Origin of the sequence: Nitrosopumilus sp. b3 (assembly GCF_014078525.1) — an archaeon.
Taxonomy (GTDB): domain Archaea; phylum Thermoproteota; class Nitrososphaeria; order Nitrososphaerales; family Nitrosopumilaceae; genus Nitrosopumilus.
Genome location: NZ_MU078696.1, coordinates 178,465 through 196,574 on the forward strand (window position 1 = coordinate 178,465; position 18,110 = coordinate 196,574).

At 33.7% G+C, this 18,110-nt stretch carries 21 protein-coding genes and 1 tRNA gene; 12 read left to right on the forward strand and 10 right to left on the reverse strand.

From position 1 onward, the window contains the following. The first annotated feature begins 190 nt into the window (after positions 1–190). Genes C6990_RS07120 through C6990_RS07140 form a run of 5 tightly spaced genes read left to right on the forward strand, consistent with a single transcriptional unit; the run spans position 191 to position 6,132 of the window. Positions 191–721 carry a DNA replication protein Gins23 gene (locus C6990_RS07120; RefSeq protein ID WP_182129879.1) on the forward strand — a complete coding sequence of 177 codons (531 nt, stop codon included), beginning with the start codon at positions 191–193 and terminating at the stop codon, positions 719–721. Beyond that, positions 702–2,789, forward strand: a complete 2,088-nt coding sequence (locus tag C6990_RS07125) for a minichromosome maintenance protein MCM (RefSeq protein WP_182129881.1) — start codon at positions 702–704, stop codon at positions 2,787–2,789. Before C6990_RS07120 ends, C6990_RS07125 begins: the two co-directional genes overlap by 20 nt. Then, positions 2,786–4,912 (forward strand): DEAD/DEAH box helicase, encoded by a 2,127-nt coding sequence (locus C6990_RS07130; protein ID WP_182129883.1) that lies wholly within the window; start codon positions 2,786–2,788, stop codon positions 4,910–4,912. Before C6990_RS07125 ends, C6990_RS07130 begins: the two co-directional genes overlap by 4 nt. After that, positions 4,913–5,905 (forward strand): MraY family glycosyltransferase, encoded by a 993-nt coding sequence (locus tag C6990_RS07135; protein ID WP_182129885.1) that lies wholly within the window; start codon positions 4,913–4,915, stop codon positions 5,903–5,905. Continuing rightward, a complete protein-coding gene (locus tag C6990_RS07140; RefSeq protein ID WP_182129887.1) occupies positions 5,902–6,132 on the forward strand; it encodes a hypothetical protein in 231 nt (76 codons plus the stop codon). Before C6990_RS07135 ends, C6990_RS07140 begins: the two co-directional genes overlap by 4 nt. Here C6990_RS07140 and C6990_RS07145 read toward each other — a convergent pair. From C6990_RS07145 to C6990_RS07170, 6 genes are all read right to left on the reverse strand, one after another. Continuing rightward, complete coding sequence (locus tag C6990_RS07145) at positions 6,129–6,605, reverse strand: acyltransferase (RefSeq protein WP_182129889.1); 477 nt, start codon at positions 6,603–6,605, stop codon at positions 6,129–6,131. The genes C6990_RS07140 and C6990_RS07145 overlap by 4 nt on opposite strands. Before the next feature lie 4 nt (positions 6,606–6,609). Further along, positions 6,610–6,879 carry a Trm112 family protein gene (locus tag C6990_RS07150; protein ID WP_182129891.1) on the reverse strand — a complete coding sequence of 90 codons (270 nt, stop codon included), beginning with the start codon at positions 6,877–6,879 and terminating at the stop codon, positions 6,610–6,612. Further along, on the reverse strand, positions 6,876–7,811 hold the full coding sequence (locus tag C6990_RS07155) for a Gfo/Idh/MocA family protein (RefSeq protein WP_182129893.1): 936 nt from the start codon (positions 7,809–7,811) through the stop codon (positions 6,876–6,878). The genes C6990_RS07150 and C6990_RS07155 overlap by 4 nt, the downstream gene beginning before the upstream one ends. Continuing rightward, positions 7,812–8,729 (reverse strand): branched-chain amino acid transaminase, encoded by a 918-nt coding sequence (locus tag C6990_RS07160; protein WP_182129895.1) that lies wholly within the window; start codon positions 8,727–8,729, stop codon positions 7,812–7,814. Between the two features lie 85 nt (positions 8,730–8,814). Then, positions 8,815–9,426, reverse strand: coding sequence for a hypothetical protein (locus C6990_RS07165; RefSeq protein WP_182129897.1), 612 nt, complete (start codon positions 9,424–9,426; stop codon positions 8,815–8,817). 63 nt (positions 9,427–9,489) lie between these two features. Beyond that, positions 9,490–10,335 (reverse strand): ferredoxin--NADP reductase, encoded by an 846-nt coding sequence (locus C6990_RS07170; protein WP_182129899.1) that lies wholly within the window; start codon positions 10,333–10,335, stop codon positions 9,490–9,492. Positions 10,336–10,459: 124 nt separating this feature from the next. Here C6990_RS07170 and C6990_RS07175 point away from each other — a divergent pair. After that, positions 10,460–10,533, forward strand: a tRNA-Ala gene (locus C6990_RS07175). Here the strand turns inward: C6990_RS07175 and C6990_RS07180 are convergent. Beyond that, the gene (locus C6990_RS07180; protein WP_182129901.1) at positions 10,534–11,064 is read right to left on the reverse strand and encodes a HEAT repeat domain-containing protein; all 531 of its coding nucleotides are present in this window, start codon (positions 11,062–11,064) and stop codon (positions 10,534–10,536) included. It lies immediately after the preceding tRNA gene. A gap of 114 nt (positions 11,065–11,178) precedes the next feature. Between C6990_RS07180 and C6990_RS07185 the strand changes: the two genes are divergently transcribed. Continuing rightward, a complete protein-coding gene (locus C6990_RS07185) occupies positions 11,179–11,466 on the forward strand; it encodes an AlbA family DNA/RNA-binding protein (protein ID WP_048117992.1) in 288 nt (95 codons plus the stop codon). A 28-nt stretch (positions 11,467–11,494) separates the two neighbouring features. Here C6990_RS07185 and C6990_RS07190 read toward each other — a convergent pair whose 3' ends face one another. Next, positions 11,495–12,343, reverse strand: coding sequence for an isocitrate lyase/PEP mutase family protein (locus C6990_RS07190; RefSeq protein ID WP_182130633.1), 849 nt, complete (start codon positions 12,341–12,343; stop codon positions 11,495–11,497). 62 nt (positions 12,344–12,405) lie between these two features. Further along, entirely contained in the window at positions 12,406–12,915 is a 510-nt protein-coding gene (locus tag C6990_RS07195; protein WP_182130635.1) for a PadR family transcriptional regulator, read from the reverse strand. Positions 12,916–13,009: 94 nt separating this feature from the next. On the opposite strand from C6990_RS07195, the gene C6990_RS07200 reads away from it, so the two are divergent. Genes C6990_RS07200 through C6990_RS07215 form a run of 4 tightly spaced genes read left to right on the forward strand, consistent with a single transcriptional unit; the run spans position 13,010 to position 16,270 of the window. Then, a complete protein-coding gene (locus C6990_RS07200) occupies positions 13,010–14,722 on the forward strand; it encodes a succinate dehydrogenase/fumarate reductase flavoprotein subunit (RefSeq protein WP_182129903.1) in 1,713 nt (570 codons plus the stop codon). Beyond that, complete coding sequence (locus C6990_RS07205) at positions 14,723–15,154, forward strand: succinate dehydrogenase/fumarate reductase transmembrane subunit (protein WP_182129905.1); 432 nt, start codon at positions 14,723–14,725, stop codon at positions 15,152–15,154. Position 15,155: 1 nt separating this feature from the next. Beyond that, the gene (locus tag C6990_RS07210; RefSeq protein WP_182129907.1) at positions 15,156–15,500 is read left to right on the forward strand and encodes a succinate dehydrogenase/fumarate reductase transmembrane subunit; all 345 of its coding nucleotides are present in this window, start codon (positions 15,156–15,158) and stop codon (positions 15,498–15,500) included. A 2-nt stretch (positions 15,501–15,502) separates the two neighbouring features. Then, entirely contained in the window at positions 15,503–16,270 is a 768-nt protein-coding gene (locus C6990_RS07215; RefSeq protein WP_182129908.1) for a succinate dehydrogenase/fumarate reductase iron-sulfur subunit, read from the forward strand. Here the strand turns inward: C6990_RS07215 and C6990_RS07220 are convergent. Further along, positions 16,267–16,590: a metal-sulfur cluster assembly factor gene (locus C6990_RS07220; RefSeq protein WP_182129910.1), complete on the reverse strand. Its 324-nt coding sequence runs from the start codon at positions 16,588–16,590 to the stop codon at positions 16,267–16,269. The genes C6990_RS07215 and C6990_RS07220 overlap by 4 nt on opposite strands. Positions 16,591–16,639: 49 nt before the next feature. Between C6990_RS07220 and argH the strand changes: the two genes are divergently transcribed. Then, the gene (gene argH / locus C6990_RS07225) at positions 16,640–18,100 is read left to right on the forward strand and encodes an argininosuccinate lyase (protein ID WP_182129912.1); all 1,461 of its coding nucleotides are present in this window, start codon (positions 16,640–16,642) and stop codon (positions 18,098–18,100) included. The last annotated feature ends 10 nt before the right edge of the window (positions 18,101–18,110 follow it).

Genomic DNA, 18,110 nt, shown 5'->3' on the forward strand with positions numbered 1-18,110 from the left:
AGTCCTAAGGGCTAATCCCCATTAATAAATCCGAATTGGTTATAGTATCATACCATATCTTAAAATCAAAATCTGGTCAATTCTCTTGCGATCAGCCTGAAATTAATTAGGATCAATTGATCTCACCAAATTGTTAACAGAATTGATCGATCCGATACTTGAGGATCTAAAAGAGGATAAGTGATCTCGCATGGAAATTGATAAAGTTGAAAAAGTTCATTCTATTGGATACCGCCTAAAGGATGCTAAATTTACAGTAAATCAGGATTTTAAGTTTAATGTTACTGGAGTAAAAATTGAAGCAACTCAGGGTGATACAAACAATATCCCTCAGTGGGTTGGAAAGATTCTATCTGACAATAATTTGGGAGTATTAGATTCTCCTGATATGATTACTGAATTAAAACAAGCACTATCAAAAGAAAAGATGGTTGGAGAATATCAAATATCAACACTTGATCCGCACTTTTACATTAAATTAAGAGAATCATTGAAAGAATTGAATCGTGATGATTTTGATAAAGTTGAAAGTATGATGCTTGAATTATTTAGAATGCGAAGAGGTAAACTCGTAAAGATGGCAGACTCTATCAAACTTAATTCTGAATTATACAACAAACTTACCGTTGAAGAAAATATTTTCTACAAAACTATCTATGATAACAGCAAAGAATTTGAAAAACAAATAACAGGAGGCATAAATGAGCACCAAACAAACTAGTACTTTTACTGATTCTGCTTTATCTGATAAAGTAAAAGAATTTCTAACTAGATTCAAAGACAAGAATGGTGTCTACAAGTACGTAGACGCAATTGATGAGATGATGCCAAAGAATACCAAATACATCATCGTAGATTATAATGATTTGGTAGTAGAACCACAAATCGAAGTAATTTTCTCTTCAAACCCTGATAGGATATTTGATGCATTTTCTAGAGCCATCAAAGAAGCTCTACAAACAAGATTTCCTGATTATGCTGAAAAAATCAAAGATGAAGTTCGTGTAAGATTAATTAATTTTCCATTAGAACGAAGTTTGAGACAAATCAATGCTGAGACAATTGGACATATCACTAGTGTTTCCGGAATGGTAGTTAGAGCATCTGAAGTAAAACCACTAGCAAAAGAATTAGTCTTTGTATGTCCTGATGAACATACTACCAAAGTAATTCAACTAAAAGGCATGGATGTAAAAATTCCAGTTGTATGTGATAACCCAAATTGTAAACAACGTGACTTTGAATTAAAACCTGAAGCAAGTAAGTTTATTGATTTTCAAATTCTTAGATTGCAAGAACTTCCTGAAGATTTACCTCCAGGACAACTTCCTCACTATATTGATGTCACAATTAGGCAGGATTTAGTAGATAATTCGAGGCCTGGTGATAGAATTATTCTTACAGGTGTTGTGAGAGTAGAGCAAGAATCAGTAGCAGGAATTCAGAGGGGTCATAGTGGATTATATCGATTAAGAATTGAAGGAAATAATATTGAATTTTTGAGTGGACGTGGTTCCAAAACTGATAGAAAAATTGGAAGAGAAGAAATTTCACCTGAAGAAGAAAAACTGATCAAATCTCTTGGTCAGAGCTCTGATGTATATCAAAGACTGATTGATTCATTTGCACCACACATTCAAGGACAAGCCTTAATCAAAGAAGCCATTTTGTTACTAATTGTAGGTTCTAATCAGAGATTACTTGGTGATGGAAGTAAGATTAGGGGAGACATTAACGTATTTCTAGTTGGAGATCCTGGTACTGCAAAAAGTGAGATGCTAAAATTCTGTGCAAGAATTGCACCTAGAGGTTTGTATACTTCTGGTAGAGGTTCAACTGCTGCAGGACTTACAGCTGCTGTAGTACGTGATAAAACAGGAATTATGATGTTGGAAGCTGGTGCAGTAGTGCTTGGTGATCAAGGTCTTGTAAGTATAGACGAATTTGACAAGATGAAACCTGAAGATAGAAGTGCCCTGCACGAAGTCATGGAGCAGCAATCAGCAAGCATTGCAAAGGGAGGTATAGTTGCTACACTAAATGCTAGAACTTCAATTTTAGCAGCTGCAAACCCAATGTATGGAAAATATGATCCATTCAAAAATATCACAGAAAATGTAAACTTGCCAATTCCATTACTTACTAGATTTGACTTGATCTTTGTTGTACGAGATATTCCAACCAAAGAAAGAGATGAAAAGATTGCAAGACACATTATTCAAAGAAACACAACACAGGGAACCGATAAAAAATCTGTTATTGAAGTTGATTTACTTACAAAATATCTATCATATGCAAAACGTGGAATTCCTGAATTAACAAAAGAAGCAGAAGAGAAAATTCTATCATACTATCTCCAGATGAGAAATGTAGAGTCTGAAGAAATGATTACTGTAACTCCAAGGCAGTTAGAAGGAATTATTCGACTCTCTACTGCTAGAGCAAGACTACTCATGAAAGATAAGGTAGAAGAAGAAGATGCTGAGCGTGCAATCTTCCTAATTCAGAGCATGCTTCAAGATGCAGGAGTTGATGTCAATACTGGAAAGGTCGATCTTGGTGTCTTACAAGGAAAGCCAAGAAGTGAGGTCTCAAAGATGCAACTATTCATGGATGTGCTAAAAAGTCTAGAAGGTGACAATAAAGTTCCAGTAGAAGAAAGAACATTTGTTCAAGAACTTGAAAAGAGCGAAAAATTCACTGAAGAGGAAGCAAGAAACTATATTCGAAGAATGCTCAGAGAAGCATCTATTTATGAATCAAAACCCGGTCACTATAACCGAGTATGAAAATTGAAAAATTAGATCTTCCAAAATCAGCAATTGATTTTTTACAATCACAAGGTTTTGAAAAATTATACCCTCCACAAGCTGACAGTGTAAAGTCTGGATTGTTAGATGGTAAAAGTATTCTAGTATCTGCTCCGACTGCAAGTGGAAAGACTCTGATTGCAATGCTTGCAATGATTAGTTATCTTTCAAAAAATGGTGGAAAGGTAGTTTATCTTAGTCCATTACGAGCACTTGCTGCTGAAAAGTTTTCTGAATTTAAAAAATTAGAAAAAGTATCATTAGGTAAAAAAATCAAAGTTGGAATCTCTACTGGTGACTTTGAAAATATTGAAAAAAATCTAGAGAAAAGTAACGTATTGATTCTAACAAATGAAAAGATGGATTCGATTATTAGACATGGTATAGAATGGGTTGAAGAAATTGGTCTAGTAATTTCAGATGAAGTACATTTGATAGGAGATGAAAGCAGAGGTCCAACGCTTGAAATGATTTTGACTCAGCTAAAACTTTTGGAGACAAAACCCCAACTTGTAGGTCTTAGTGCTACAATTACAAATTCTGACGAGATTGCAGATTGGCTAAATTGTAAACTAGTAAAAAATGACTGGAGACCAGTACCTCTCTCTGAAGGTGTATGTGATGGAGGAGAGGTTACTATGAGTGATGGTAAAACCTTTCAAGTTGACCGTAGTCTACGTGGAACTCCTATTGATTTAGGCGTGCAATCAGTCCAACAAGGGGGTCAATCCCTAGTATTTGCCGAAACTAGAACTCGCTCAAAATCCTTAGCAACAAAGGCTGCTGATGCAATTTTTCAGATTTTAAAAAAAAATGAATTAAATGATTTAGAAAAAACATCAAAAAAAATTCTCTCTGAAAATGAACATACTGAATTAGTAAAAACTTTAGCAGTTCTTGTTAAAAAAGGAGTTGCATTTCATCATGCAGGCTTGAATCAAAAATGTAGAGAAATAATAGAGACTGAATTCCGTAAAGGAACAATCAAACTATTGTCATCTACCCCAACTTTAGCTGCAGGGGTTAATCTTCCTGCAAGACGAGTTGTAATTTCAAATATTAATCGATATAATGCAAAGGTTGGAGCAAATAGACCAATTAGCATCTTGGAGTACAAACAACTATGTGGTAGAGCTGGCAGGCCTCAATACGACGATTATGGTGAATCAATCATTGTTGGAAACGGAAACACTGAAGATCTTATCGAATATTACATTAACGGAGAACCAGAACCAATTGTTTCAAAGATAACTGATGATAAATCTTTGAGAACCCATATTCTTAGTGTAATAGTAACGCATCCGGGAATTAAAAAAGAAGAAATTTTGGAATTCTTTTTGCAAACCTTGGGGGGATTGCAATCAAGAAAACCTACATTGAAATTTGCAATTGATATTTCTTTGCGCTTTCTTTCTAGCAAATATCTGATAATCAAAAAAGGAGAAAGATATGCAGCTACTGAATTTGGAAAAAAGACATCGATGTTGTATATTGATCCTTTAACTGCAACATATTTTAGAGATGCAATTGAAAATGTATCAAAAGAAAGAAATCATACTTTTGGATTTTTACATTTAATTTCAAATTGTAATGAATTTTTTCCAAAATTTTCACTACGACAAAAAGACTATGAATCAGCTAGTTTGATGATAGAAAATAATTCTTCAGAACTCCTAGAGCCAATTTCCGAATATGACTGTTCAAGAAGCCTTTTGGCCTTGCAGTCATGGATTACCGAGTCTTCAGAATTATCTCTCGCTGATAGCCTTGGAATAGAGTCTGGAGATATGCATAGAATGGCTGAAAATGCTAATTGGCTTACATATTGCTTAAGAGAGATTTCAAAACACGTAGAGAGAGCTGATTTGCTTGATGAATTGGCTGATATACGAACAAGAATTGTATATGGAATTCGGAGGGAATTACTTGATTTGGTTAAAGTTAAAGGAATTGGAAGGGTAAGAGCTAGAATTCTATACAAACATGGAATAAAGAATTTAGATGATTTGTCAAAAATTCCTGTGAATAAATTGGCAGAGATTGATAAAATTGGTTCAACCATTGCGGATAACATAAAGGCAGAGTTACGAAAGGTTAGATAATTGATTGAATTAATACTGCCAGCATCAGTCTCTTGTATTGTTGCATTTTTTGTAGTTTTTGTAACGACTCCTCCTTTAATTAAATTCCTTGAAAAAAGAAATTTTGCAGTAAAAGATGTTAATAAAAAAGAAGATGTAATGGTTGTAAGACCTGGAGGGATATCGATTATTGCAGGAATAATTGCGTCAGAAATTATTCTTTATGCATTTTTACAACTAAATGAAATTCTTGCAATAATCATTACAACATTTGCAGCTTTTCTAATAGGATATGTAGATGACAGAAAAGTCATGGGTGGTTGGTTCAAACCTGTAGCACTTGCAATCGCTGCACTTCCAATCATTGCATTTGGTGTTTATGATACAGATCTTGCTTTTCCTATATTTGGTACAGTTCAAATTCCTGCATTATATCTTGGTTTGATTATTTTTATGATTCCAATTACTGGAAACACAATAAATTCAATTGATGTCCTAAATGGAGTTGCTAGTGGCTTTATGGTTATCGCAAGTTTTTCCTTGTCAGTATGCTTGTTTGTGATACAAAATTATGAAATTGCAATTATTAGTTTGCCATTAGGATTTGTTTCCTTGGCATTTTACAAATACCATAAAGTACCAAGTAAAATATTTCCTGGAGATTCTGGCGCATTAACTTTGGGTGCAATGTATGGTGCAATTGCTATTGTAGGAGGAGTTGAAATTATAGCAGCTGTTGCACTATTGCCTGCTGTTATCAACTCGTTTTTGTTTCTTTCAAGCGTAAAACGAATAGTAGAACACAGACAAGTAAAGGGGAAACCTGTAGAGCATACCGATGATTTTAAACTAAAAGCAACTGATGACAAAACAGCTCCTGTAACTTTGGTCAGATTAATTCTTGCTGGAGGACCACTTACTGAAAAACAGGTTGGATTTGCAATATTCAGGCTAGCCATATTTTCAGGAATCTTGGCAATTATTACTGCATTTTTGATGGGAGTGTCCATATGAAATCTGACTTGTATGGATTTTTGTTTGCAATGTGGATTTTGATTCTACTTGGTGGTGGAATTCTTGTTACAATTTTAGGACCAATCTCAATTTCTGGATTTGGTCAGTTAGATCTTTTCATTTCATCAATCATTAAAGCTATTATTGCTCTAGTACTTGTTGTAGTTTGGATTCTAATTTTGGCAAAATTAAAAAACTGGATTTTTAGAAAAGAAATTAAATCTTAATTTTCTTTCCACTCTCTCTGCTTCTTATCGTATTCTTCTCTACTATATCTAATGGTTGCAGGCGAACCAATCACAACTGAGTTTTCAGGAACATCTCTAGTTACTACTGCCCCCATTGCAACAACACTATTTTTTCTTACAGTAACTCCTGCTTTGATTACTGCACGTGCACCAATTATTACATTGTCTTCAATTATCACTCCTACCATTTTATCACACATTGGATATGGATCATTCGTTAGTGCAGCTGCAGGACCAATGAAAACATTCTTTCCAATTCTAGACAATGGTGGAATGTATGCCTGCCCTTCTATCTTTGTATTCTCACCTATTTTTACATCATAATCAATGTGTGCAAGAGAACCTATCTTGACATTATTGCCAATCTCTACATTATCTCCTACATATGAGAAATGCCATATCTGAACATTCTCACCAATTTTTGCCTTATCTGAAACAAAATTTGTAACCATTATCTTACAAATGCCATGGATTTCCTTGTGTTATAATTTTTTCAGGTAATCTCTCTTTGTAATTTTGTAGAAAATTAATCTCTTGTTTTTTATCTCTTAATTCATCAGGAAGCATTATTGGAATTCCCTCTATGATTGGATAAAATCTTGAACATTTTTTACAAAATAATGCCCCTTCTGAAACCACATCATCTTTTTCTTTGATCTCAAATAATTCTAAAGGATGATTTTTATCAATTGGACATGCCAATATGTCCATCATTGTTTTATTCATTTTAAATCCAGATAAATTGGAATTCCCTTTAAACTAGATAAAAGTGCCGCTTCTGCTATTTTTGTCACGTTTACTGCTTCTTGTGATTTTACAATGTGCTCATTTTTGCCTTCAATTGCTCCAAGGAAACTCTTAATTTCTAAAAATAATGGCTCTTGTTTCTCATTTTGAATCGTTTCATTATCTTCATCTTTTTCTATTGTTATTTCTTGAGTAATAAAATCTGATGAGATGATTGCATCAGTACACACAGCATTAAATTTTCTTAGTTTTTTTGGAGTAATCCAATTTGATGAAATAATTGCAACCTTGTCATCTTTGTATCCTAACATGATGCTTGCAAAATCTTCATGCTCATGTCTAATTTTACCTGCTCTTGCAAATACAACATGAGGCATGTCGTCAAATAACCAATTAGCAGTATCAATGTCATGAACTGATGTATCATAAATTATTCCTACATCTTTGATATGGAGAGGCATTCTATTTTCACGGTGAAATTCTAGCATTACTAAATCCCCAAATTTTTTTTCTTTGACATATTTTTTTACAACATCCACTGCTGGATTAAATCGTTCAATATACCCACATGTAAGAATCACTTTATTTTTTTCTGCAAGTTTTACAAGTACTTCTCCATCCTCAGATTTGTAGGTCATTGGTTTTTCAACAAATACATGTTTTTTTGCCTCTAACAATTTTTTTGCAATTTGTGTGTGTGTTGATGTAGGAGTTACAACAAATGCACCATCAAATTCTTCAGATTTTAGCAATTCATCTAATGAATCATAATAGTTGACAGAATATTTTTCTCCATACTCTTTGCTTTTTTTAAGATCCGCATCACATATTGCTGAAAGCACGCCCAATTGAGATAAAATTCTTGTGTGGTTTTTACCCCATCCTCCAGTTCCAATTTGAATAATTTTCATCTAATACACTTCCGTCAACCAATGCGCATAATCGATATTTTCGTTCATTACAATATCTGTATACTCTTGCATCATTTTCTTTGTGATGTTTCCTGGTTTACCATTTCCAATCTTTTTTGAATCCATTGATATAATTGGCGTAATCTCAGCTGCAGTACCTGTAAGAAAAATTTCTTCTGAAATAATTAACTCACTTCTACTAAGATCTCTCTCTACTACGTCCATATCCAAATCCTTTGCAATTTTTAATATTGCATCTCTGGTAATTCCTTCAAGTGCAGATGATGATAATGTTGGTGTTATCAATTGCCCCTCTCTAACAATAAAGATATTTTCCCCAGGTGCCTCACTTACATTTCCATTATGATCTAGTAAAATTGCCTCATCAAAACCATTTCTTTTTGCTTCCTGTGTTGCAATAATTGAATTGAGATAATTCCCACCCATTTTTGCTTGTGGAGGTGTAGACATGTCTGAGAATTTTCTCCAAGATACAACTCCTGCGGTGATTCCATTTTTGTTAAATAAATCTCCGAAAGGAAATGTAAAAATTGCAACATTTGTTGGTGCCTTTTCAGTTACGTGTAGATTAATTCCATAATCTCCTACAAAATAAAATGGTCTGATGTAACATGATTTTTTTATCTTATTTTTTCTACAAATTCCTATGATGGCGTTTGTGATTTCTTTGTCTGAGAAATTAAGTAAAATATTGTAAAATTGTCCCGATCTTCTAAACCGCTTGACATGCTCATCTAGTCTAAATATGAAAAGATTTTTTCCATTCCAGTATGCCCTAATTCCTTCAAAGATTGATGTCCCGTAATGAATTGCATGTGTCGTAATTGGAACTTGGGCTTTTTCTAAAATGACATACTTTCCATCAAACCAGACATATTTTGAAAGTGGGAGTTTCATAGAAAAATTTTAGCAGTTGCGTATTAATCTATTTTCAATCTAATGAATCCACCATTTTGGTAATTGGAATGTACGGATTTCTTCTTTATTGAGATTTTTTTGACCATCCTTCTTTAGGAAATTTCATACCTACAACTCTGGTAGTCAAATCTTCTGAATTTGCATATTTCTCAACTGTTTTCCAATTATCCTCAATTATTTTGGCAATGTTTTCTGGAACGTGCTCTTTCCATGAAGGCTCTTTTCCAAGAGCAGCATCATATAATTTCTCTTTTACAGAAGCAGCAGAAAGTGCTTTTCTTTCCCCTATTTTGGGTTTCAATCTATAGATTTTCAACATATACCCTTCTGCCTTATCACCTGTGTATGAAAAAAATTTTCCCTCCACTCCTCTAAGAATTTGCTTCCTTAATCTCCATGATCTAGGTGCTAGTAGTGGTGGCAAGTATTTCTTGAATGGAGAGCAAAAAGCATAATCATCAGTTATTTGAATTGAATCCCCAAAAACTGACAAAAGCATGTTCTTTCTAGTTTCAAAATTAAAAGGGAAACTTTTACTGTTGACTTCTTTTTCTCCATCTTTGAAAACTACTGGCATGACTTTAACAATATCTGCCTCTTTTTTTAACTCAGAAATTATTTCAACATGAGCATTAGTTACAGGATTTAGGTGTGCAAGATATAGAGCAGTAATCAATTGATTTTCCTAAATGAATCTTCTATTTCAATGATTGATTTTTAGACTTGTCTTTTTAAAAAATTATCCGTATGATTCGTATTTGACTTCAAAGCTTCCATCCTCACGTTTATCGTGTTCTGTGACAAAGCCTTTTGGTTTCAAAAAGTCCATTACTCCATCTATTGTTCCCTGCCAACCACAAACATAGAACATTGTGTTTTCTTTAGTGATAGTGTCACCAATCAATTCTTCTAGAGGTGACATTCCATTCTCTCTAGGTCTCAAAAATGTTTCAACCCTACCAATTTGACCTGCCCATGATCTGTTAAACCATTCTTGAGGTCTACTGATTGCTGCCCTATATTTGAAATTCCATTCATCTTTGCCTCTTGCTATACTTTCATTTTCAAGATTCGTTAACAAATCTTTGTAACTTAATTCATCAACATAACTTGCACCGTGTAAAACTATGATTTCTCTCTTATCGCCAGTATCATGAAGATGTTGTGCAAAACTCACAAATGGTGCAAGACCTGTTCCACCACCAATACAAATAATTCTTCTGTTATCTTTTTCCCCGTTTGGCAGTTCTTCATTAATTAACAATGCTCTACCTGTAGGTTTTAACCAGAGGATCTCATCTCCCTCTTTTGCATTAAATATTTGAGTAGTTAATCTGCCTGGAAGTGGTTTTCTTACCCATCTAATTACAAGCTCAATGTATTCTCTATTTTCTGGATGAGATGCAATTGAATATGCCCTTCTAACTATTTTGCCCCCTTCTGCAGGATTTGGTAATCCTAATGTGATAAATTGACCTGCTTGATAATCTGGAACTGGTCCTTCTTTTGGAACTAATCTAATTATGACAAGATCCTCTTTTAGTAATTGGACATAAGTGACAGTTGCTTTGTTATCTACTACCATAACGATTGAACCATCATTATCAAGGTTAAATATATTGTGTTAATTTTACAGGTGGATTACAACAAAACCGCTAAACGTTAATAACCAATTTAAAAAATCCTATTCAATCAGATTTCTGATAATTGGGCCGGTCGTCTAGTCTGGTAGGATAGGTGCATGGCATGCATCGGATCAAGGGTTCAAATCCCTTCCGGTCCACTATAATTTTAAAAGTAATTTTTTAATATCAGGATCGTCCTGTTTAATAATTTCCTTTTTTCTCTCTTCAGAAACTGAAATTTTTAGATTAATTATTGCATGAAGTGCACTCTTTCTTACTTCTAAATTTGAATCTAGAAGTGATTCTAAAAAAATCTTTTTTGCATTTTTTGCCTTTAGGTGCCCTAATGCACCTATTGCACAAGATCTAACCATAGAACGCTTATCTTTTGTAAGTTTGATTATTTCTGGGATTGAATTTATTTCATTTCTGTTTGCCAATACTAGGGATGAAAAACCTCTAATGTTTTTGCTTGAAGATTTTAAGCTTTTAATTAAAAAATCAGAAATATTATTTTCATTTAAAATAAGTGAACTAAAAGCTTCACCTCTTACTTGAATATCATCATCATCTAATTTTAAAATAATTTTTTCTAAAATTCTTGGATTGTTTATTTTATCCATAGTTTCTAAAATCTTGATTTTCTCTTGACTGCTCCCTGATTCTAAAATTTTTGAAATGTTTTCCAAGTTGGCTAGAAATCCTCTTTTCTGGTTAATAATAGTTAAAATTTTTCAATATTTTTTCAACAAATTCAAAAAAACACTTTTAGCTTTAAATTATCCTTAAATAGTAAATTTTCTATGTCAAACGAAGCCAGAGACACCATATTCATTGGTAAGAAACCATTGATGGCATATGTAACATCAACGCTAATTCAACTGGCAAACTTACCGGCCGTCAACATCAAAGCTAGAGGACTCAGCATTGGTCGTGCTGTAGATGTAGCTCAAATCATTGCAAGAAAAACGGAAAATGCAGGCTACTCTATCGGAGAAATCAAAATAGGCTCAGAATCACTAGAGTCACAAGACGGTAGAACCAGAAACGTTTCAACAATAGAAATTGAAGTAAAGAGAAATACAGCATAACTGTATACTTTACTTGAAATTTTTTCTTTTATCTTCTCTTTGAAAATCCGTACTTCTTTTCCATCTTTCTAAATTTTGGAAGTTCTACTAAGTCATTGAACTGATCAAAATTTACAACTTTTTGTTTGAATTTTGCAGTGGTTCCCGTTTTCTTTAACTCTTGTAAAATGTTCATTGTAGCAAATGTATTTGCAAATAGTACAGATAGTGGGTATAGTATTATTTTAAATCCTATTTTATGTAATGTTTGAGCAGAACTAAGTGGTGTTGCTCCTCCCTCAATCATATTTGCAACAAGAGGTGCATTGATTGCTTTACCAATTTTTCTCATTTCATTTAATGATCTTGGTGCTTCAATAAACACTGCATCAGCTCCTGTTTTTTTATTTTCAAGTCCTCGTTCAATTGCTGCATCTAATCCTTCTGTTGCTCTTGCATCTGTTCTAGCAACAATGAAAAAATCTTTACTTTCTCTTGCATCAATTGCAGCTCCCAATTTTTCTGTATATTCTTCTTGTGGTACAACTTCTTTTCCTTGCATATGCCCACATCTTTTCGGCCATCTTTGATCTTCTAGAAAAATTCCAGATGCTCCTGCAGATTCTAGTTCTTTAACTAGCTTCCAAACACTTAATGCATTTCCATAACCTGTATCAGAATCAACAATTACTGGAACGGTAACTGCACTACAAATTCTTCTTGCATTATCTACTGTTTCAGATGCCCCGATAAAACCATAATCTGGCATTCCAAATAACGTTGCAGATGTTCCATAACCAGTTTGGAACATAGCATCAAATCCCACTTTCTCTGCAATCTTTGCACCAATTGCATCATAAACTCCAGGAATTACGATGGATTCATTAGATTTTAACATACTTTTCAAGTTTTTCATATCTGTATTCTTTTTCTAGATTATTTATGATTTTAATCAAATAATTATTCTATCTTGATTTCTTTTCCTTTCTTTTTTGAACTTCTTTCATCCATATTCTTTAGTTCATCTTGAAGGAATTTTCTATATTTTTGAGTTTCATCATCTGTCATATTTGATAAGTTGGAACTTAGAATAGATCCAATAGTCGAGATCTTCTCTAACAAATCTAAAGCAACAAATCTTCCAACATTTCCTAATCGAAAAAGAACTTCTAACTGTTTTTTCACAATATCATTAATCTTATCTACATCTTCGGCAGTATCTGATCCTTTTTTTGTTAGTTTGTATCTTCCATCTTTTGTTTCTTCAATAAGCTCCTCATCTAGTAATCTACCTAATAATGGATAGATTAATCCTGGAGATGGTTTCCAAATCCCATTGCTTTGTTCTACTGCATAATCTATAATCTCCTTACCTGTGTGAGATTTTTTCTTCAATAACTCTAGTATGAAATACCGTGAAAATCCTCTGGGTACTGAACTTCCAACTCTTTGAAACCATTCAGATACCATCACTAGTGATATCACTAGCGATATATTTTAATTTTTTGTGTTGTGCCTAACAATTACTACATATTTATCCCACATCAAGCAAGTTTGTCTGAAAATGGTTGATTCCTTAGAATTTGATTTGATTATTTGTGGTTCAGGTCTTGCTGGATTAAGGGCTGCCATTTCTGCAGCAAAAAAGGGACCTCATCTCAAAATTGGTGTTGTTTCAAAAGTACAAGTCATGCGTTCTCATTCTGTCTCAGCAGAAGGAGGAACTGCAGCAGTTCTTTTTGAGGATGAAGGTGATACCATTGAATCTCATGTTTATGATACTGTAAAAGGAAGTGACTTTCTTGCAGACCAAGATGTTGCTGAAAGACTTTGTGTTGAAATGCCAAAGGAAATTCATCAATTAGACCATTGGGGAATGCCTTGGTCTAGAAGATCTGATGGTAGAATTGATCAACGAAACTTTGGAGGCTATAGTTTTCCAAGAGCAACATATGCATCTGATAAAGTTGGTTTCTTTGAAATGCAAACTTTGTATGACACATGTCAAAAATTCGAAAATATTGAGTATCTCAATGAATGGTTTGTTACATCTATTATACACGATGGAAAAAAATTCATGGGTGTAACTGCAATTGAATTATCTTCAGGAACATTTTATACAATAAAAGGAAAGTCTCTCATTATCGCAACTGGTGGAGCTGGGCGATTATACAGTTTCTCAACTTATGCTCTTTCATCAACTCCCGATGGATTGGATATGGGATTACGTGCTGGCATGGCACTCAAAGACATGGAATTTGTACAATTTCATCCGACAGGAATTATGCCTTCTGGAATTTTGATTACAGAAGGTGCCAGAGGAGAAGGTGGTTATCTTCTAAATAACAAAGGTGAGCGATTTATGAAAACTTATGCAGCTGGAAAAATGGAATTGGCACCACGAGATATTGTATCTAGATCTATTATGACAGAAATTCAAGAAGGACGTGGATTCAAACATGAAACCGGTGTTGATTGTATGAAACTTGATTTGAGGCATATTGGTGATGAAAAAATTAAAGAGAAGTTAGGAGGAATAAGAGAAATTTCTATTAAATTTTCTGGCATTGATCCTGCTACGGATTTACTTGATATTAGACCTGTTTGTCATTATATGATGGGTGGGCTTCATACTGATATTGATGGTGCAACAGAAATCCAAGGTGTTTGGGCTGCTGGAGAAGCAGCTTGCAATAGTGTTCACGGATCAAATAGATTGGGTGCAAATTCCACATCTGAATGCATCGTTTGGGGAAAAATCACTGGTGAATTAGCTGCAGAATATGCAATGAATGATACCTCGTCAAATCCTTGGCCACATCATTTAGTTGCTGCTGAAGAAAAGAGAATCTATGATGGAATATTTAGAGGAAATGGTGATGTTAATCCATATGAGATTAGACAGGAACTCACTGACACCATGAATGAAAAAGCATATGTCTACAGAAATGAAACTGATCTTATTGCTGGTCTTAAAAAAATTCGTGAATTAAAGACACAGACTTGGAAACATGTGGATGATAAAGCCAAAGAATACAATACTAATTTTGCAAATGTGATGGAACTTGATTCAATGTTTAGAGTAGCAGAAATTGTTTTACTTGGGGCAATTAATAGAAAAGAATCTCGTGGTGCCCACGCAAGAACTGACTATACCAAACGTGATGATGCAAACTTTTTACATCATACACTTGCATATTATGATCCTAAAGAACCAATTATGAAAACACATCCTGTAACAATTACAAAATATCAACCAGTTGAGAGGAAATATTAGATGACGCGAGACGAACATAAAGAAGGAATCAAAGGGATGGCTAATCCTGGCCGATATGGGATTGAACGAGTAGCTTATTGGTTAATGCGATTAAGTGGATTGGGGCTTTTAGCATATTTTGTAGCTCACATTTATGAAACAAGTAATATTTTGAGAGGTCAAGTTGGATGGGATGAATTTCTAGAATTAACTCAAACTACTGAAGGACATGTTTTCTTGGCAATTGTAATTGCTATGTGTGTATTTCATACTGTTAATGGAATTAGAGTGATGTTGGGACATGGTGGTGTTGGTGTAGGAAAACCTGCAAGACCTGATTACCCATATGATCCAGCATCACAAAACTACAGACACAAAATTGGTATCTACTCTGCAATAGTTCTTGCTGCAATTGCTATGATGTATGGATTAGCTGTAATGTTTGGTGAATAAAATGAGAGAAAGCACAATTATGAAAATTCACTATGGGACCGCTCTTGCAGCAGTAGGTTTAGTTGCAGTTCACATTTTAATGCGACTTACAATGGGATTTGCCGAGTCTTTAGAATATGAAACTGTTTTAGCAAATTACAAATTCATTCCATATGCAATAATGTTAGAGTTGATATTGATTCTACTTTCTGTTCATGGATTTAATGGATTGAGAGTTATACTATTAGAATTAAAACAAGGACGTGTTTATGAAAAAGCTGTCTCATATGGTTGTCTTGCAGCAATGTTTGGTTTAATAGCATACGGTTCGAGAACAATTATTATGACTAACATGGGGATGATATAGAGATGGCACAAGTATCTCACATTGCAGATGAGCAAGCATCCTCTCCAGTATCCTCATCAAAATCAATTACACTCAGAATTGCACGATACAATCCAGAACATGATGATTCTAGTCAATTCATGGAATTCACAATTCCTTATGAACGCTGGACAACTGTTTTAGAAGCAATTTTAGAGGTCAAAAAACATTTTGATCATTCAGTTGCAGTTCGTTATTCATGTAGACAAGCTACATGTGGTTCATGTGGAATGATGATTAATGGAAAACCTCGATTGGCATGTTTTACAAAAATCAGTGAATTAAACTCCAACGTTGTTACAGTAGAACCTATGAATAATTTCCCTGTAATTCGAGATCTTGCAGTAAAATTTGAAAGATTATTTGACACTCATCAAAAAATCAAACCATTTCTTATTCGAGATGATACTGAGTTAGAATCTGATGAAAAAGAATTTTTACAATCTCCTGAAGAAGTAGAGCAATATATTCAATTTGCAAATTGTATCAAATGTGGGTTGTGTAATTCTGCATGTCCTACGATGGCAACTGATTCTTCCTTTGTTGGACCTCAAGCATTAGCTCAAGCATATCGATATGTTGCTGATAGTAGAGATAAAGGAAAAGATTCAAGACTAAAAATTATTGATGAGTCTCACGGAATTTGGAGGTGTCACTTTGCTGGCTCTTGTAGTCAGGTATGTCCAAAGGGTGTTGATCCAGCAATGGGTATTCAGCTTCTTAGAGGTTATTTGCTAGGTTTTAGAGATTAACCTAATTTCTTTGGGTTTGGACTGTTATTCACTTGATTGTTAATCTGCTCTGCCATAAAGTGATTTGAAACATTCACTTTAACATCATTAACTCCATCTACTTTCAAGAGATTATCATGAACATCTTGACAAATCTTAAAACCAAATACAGCAGGACAGAATGGACTGGTAAGATGCAAATCAACTTTGACATTACTGTCATTGATATCTACTTCATCAATCAATTCTAATTCTACGATCGAAGTATTAATTTCTGGATCCACAATCTTTGATAATTCATCAAAGATTTTCACTCTAAGCAGTTTGATATCTTGACTCATGTCGGCAAAAGCGTCGATGCTATATATAACCATTCTAGAACCTTAGATAATGTATCGTTCACGTCTAGGTACTGATTTGAGTGATATTACTTTAGACTATGTTTCATCTATTAACGATGATTCTGAAATCGCTTATTATGATATTATTGGAAGTCAAGCTCACACTTTGATGTTGTACCAAAATAATATAATTACCAAAAATGATGCAAAAAAGATTCTATCATCTCTGGATATTTTAAAAAATGAAAAATTTGATACATCTTCTGGAGCTGAAGATATTCATGAATTAATTGAATCACTTGTAATCAAAAAGGCTGGTATGGCAAGTGGTGGAAAGATGCATACTGCAAGATCTAGAAATGATCAAGTTGCTTTAGATATTAGAATGAAAATTAGAGATGATGTAAACATTATCTGTAATTGTCTTTTAGATACTATTGAAGCCCTAGTCTCTATAGCAAAAAATCATCAAAAAACAATCATGCCACTTTACACTCATCTTCAACAAGCTCAAGCTGGTTTATTTTCTCATTATCTATTGGCCCATGCAGATGTGTTGCTTAGAGACTTTCAAAGACTCTATGGAACCTTTGAAAGAGTTAATCAAAGCCCATTAGGTGCAGGTCCTGTTGGAGGAACTAGCATTCCAATCGATAGACAAAGTACTGCAAAAATGCTAGGTTTTGATGGTATTGTTGAAAATTCAATTGATGCTACAAGTACCCGTGATTTTGTAGCAGAATATGTTGCCATGATTTCAATTTTAATGACAAATCTAAGTAAGATCTCTGAAGATTTTGTGATATGGTCAACATCTGAATTTTCATTTATTGAACTATCTGATGAATTCACATCTCCTTCAAGTGTAATGCCACAAAAAAAAAATCCGGATATCTTAGAATTAACTCGTGGTAAAACATCTGAAATTATTGGAAATCTTACTGCAATTCTTACAACCATTAAAGGATTAGCTTCAGGTTATGGACGTGATTTACAACAGATAAAATCTTCAATATGGAATACATCAAAAATCTCTATTAGCGCATTATTGATTTTAAAATCCATTCTTCTTACGTTAAAAGTAAATGAAAAACAAATGAAAAAAGTTACAGAATCCAGTAATCTTATTGCACTTGATATTGCAGAAAAATTAGTACAGGAAGGAATTCCATTTAGAGTAACTCATAAAATTTCAGGCGTCTTAGTTCAATTAGCATACCAATCAAAAAAACCCATCTCAAAATTAACTTTAGAACAAATAAAAAAATCTGTCTCTGATACTAAAGTAGATCCAAACATTGTATCTAAAATCATTTCAAGTACATCTGTTGTATCCTCCCTTAAAAATAGAAAATCTTTGGGTTCTTCAGGATATGATGAACAAAAGAGAATGATTTCTGATAGAATTCAAAAGATCAACGAATATAGAACATTTGTGACTAAAAGAGAAAATAAAATTAGTTCTTCAATTGAATCCTTGACAAAGCAAGTCGACGAAATTATAAAATAAATAAAAAAAG

What these genes read in the sequence shown, in the direction of transcription:
- C6990_RS07120 (WP_182129879.1), top strand. Translation starts at nt 191, where the DNA reads ATGGAAATTGATAAAGTTGAAAAAGTTCATTCTATTGGATACCGCCTA.
- C6990_RS07125 (WP_182129881.1), top strand. Translation starts at nt 702, where the DNA reads ATGAGCACCAAACAAACTAGTACTTTTACTGATTCTGCTTTATCTGAT.
- C6990_RS07130 (WP_182129883.1), top strand. Translation starts at nt 2,786, where the DNA reads ATGAAAATTGAAAAATTAGATCTTCCAAAATCAGCAATTGATTTTTTA.
- C6990_RS07140 (WP_182129887.1), top strand. Translation starts at nt 5,902, where the DNA reads ATGAAATCTGACTTGTATGGATTTTTGTTTGCAATGTGGATTTTGATT.
- C6990_RS07145 (WP_182129889.1), bottom strand. Translation starts at nt 6,605, where the DNA reads ATGGTTACAAATTTTGTTTCAGATAAGGCAAAAATTGGTGAGAATGTT.
- C6990_RS07150 (WP_182129891.1), bottom strand. Translation starts at nt 6,879, where the DNA reads ATGAATAAAACAATGATGGACATATTGGCATGTCCAATTGATAAAAAT.
- C6990_RS07155 (WP_182129893.1), bottom strand. Translation starts at nt 7,811, where the DNA reads ATGAAAATTATTCAAATTGGAACTGGAGGATGGGGTAAAAACCACACA.
- C6990_RS07160 (WP_182129895.1), bottom strand. Translation starts at nt 8,729, where the DNA reads ATGAAACTCCCACTTTCAAAATATGTCTGGTTTGATGGAAAGTATGTC.
- C6990_RS07170 (WP_182129899.1), bottom strand. Translation starts at nt 10,335, where the DNA reads ATGGTAGTAGATAACAAAGCAACTGTCACTTATGTCCAATTACTAAAA.
- C6990_RS07185 (WP_048117992.1), top strand. Translation starts at nt 11,179, where the DNA reads ATGTCAAACGAAGCCAGAGACACCATATTCATTGGTAAGAAACCATTG.
- C6990_RS07190 (WP_182130633.1), bottom strand. Translation starts at nt 12,343, where the DNA reads ATGTTAAAATCTAATGAATCCATCGTAATTCCTGGAGTTTATGATGCA.
- C6990_RS07195 (WP_182130635.1), bottom strand. Translation starts at nt 12,915, where the DNA reads ATGGTATCTGAATGGTTTCAAAGAGTTGGAAGTTCAGTACCCAGAGGA.
- C6990_RS07200 (WP_182129903.1), top strand. Translation starts at nt 13,010, where the DNA reads ATGGTTGATTCCTTAGAATTTGATTTGATTATTTGTGGTTCAGGTCTT.
- C6990_RS07205 (WP_182129905.1), top strand. Translation starts at nt 14,723, where the DNA reads ATGACGCGAGACGAACATAAAGAAGGAATCAAAGGGATGGCTAATCCT.
- C6990_RS07210 (WP_182129907.1), top strand. Translation starts at nt 15,156, where the DNA reads ATGAGAGAAAGCACAATTATGAAAATTCACTATGGGACCGCTCTTGCA.
- C6990_RS07215 (WP_182129908.1), top strand. Translation starts at nt 15,503, where the DNA reads ATGGCACAAGTATCTCACATTGCAGATGAGCAAGCATCCTCTCCAGTA.
- C6990_RS07220 (WP_182129910.1), bottom strand. Translation starts at nt 16,590, where the DNA reads ATGAGTCAAGATATCAAACTGCTTAGAGTGAAAATCTTTGATGAATTA.
- argH (WP_182129912.1), top strand. Translation starts at nt 16,640, where the DNA reads ATGTATCGTTCACGTCTAGGTACTGATTTGAGTGATATTACTTTAGAC.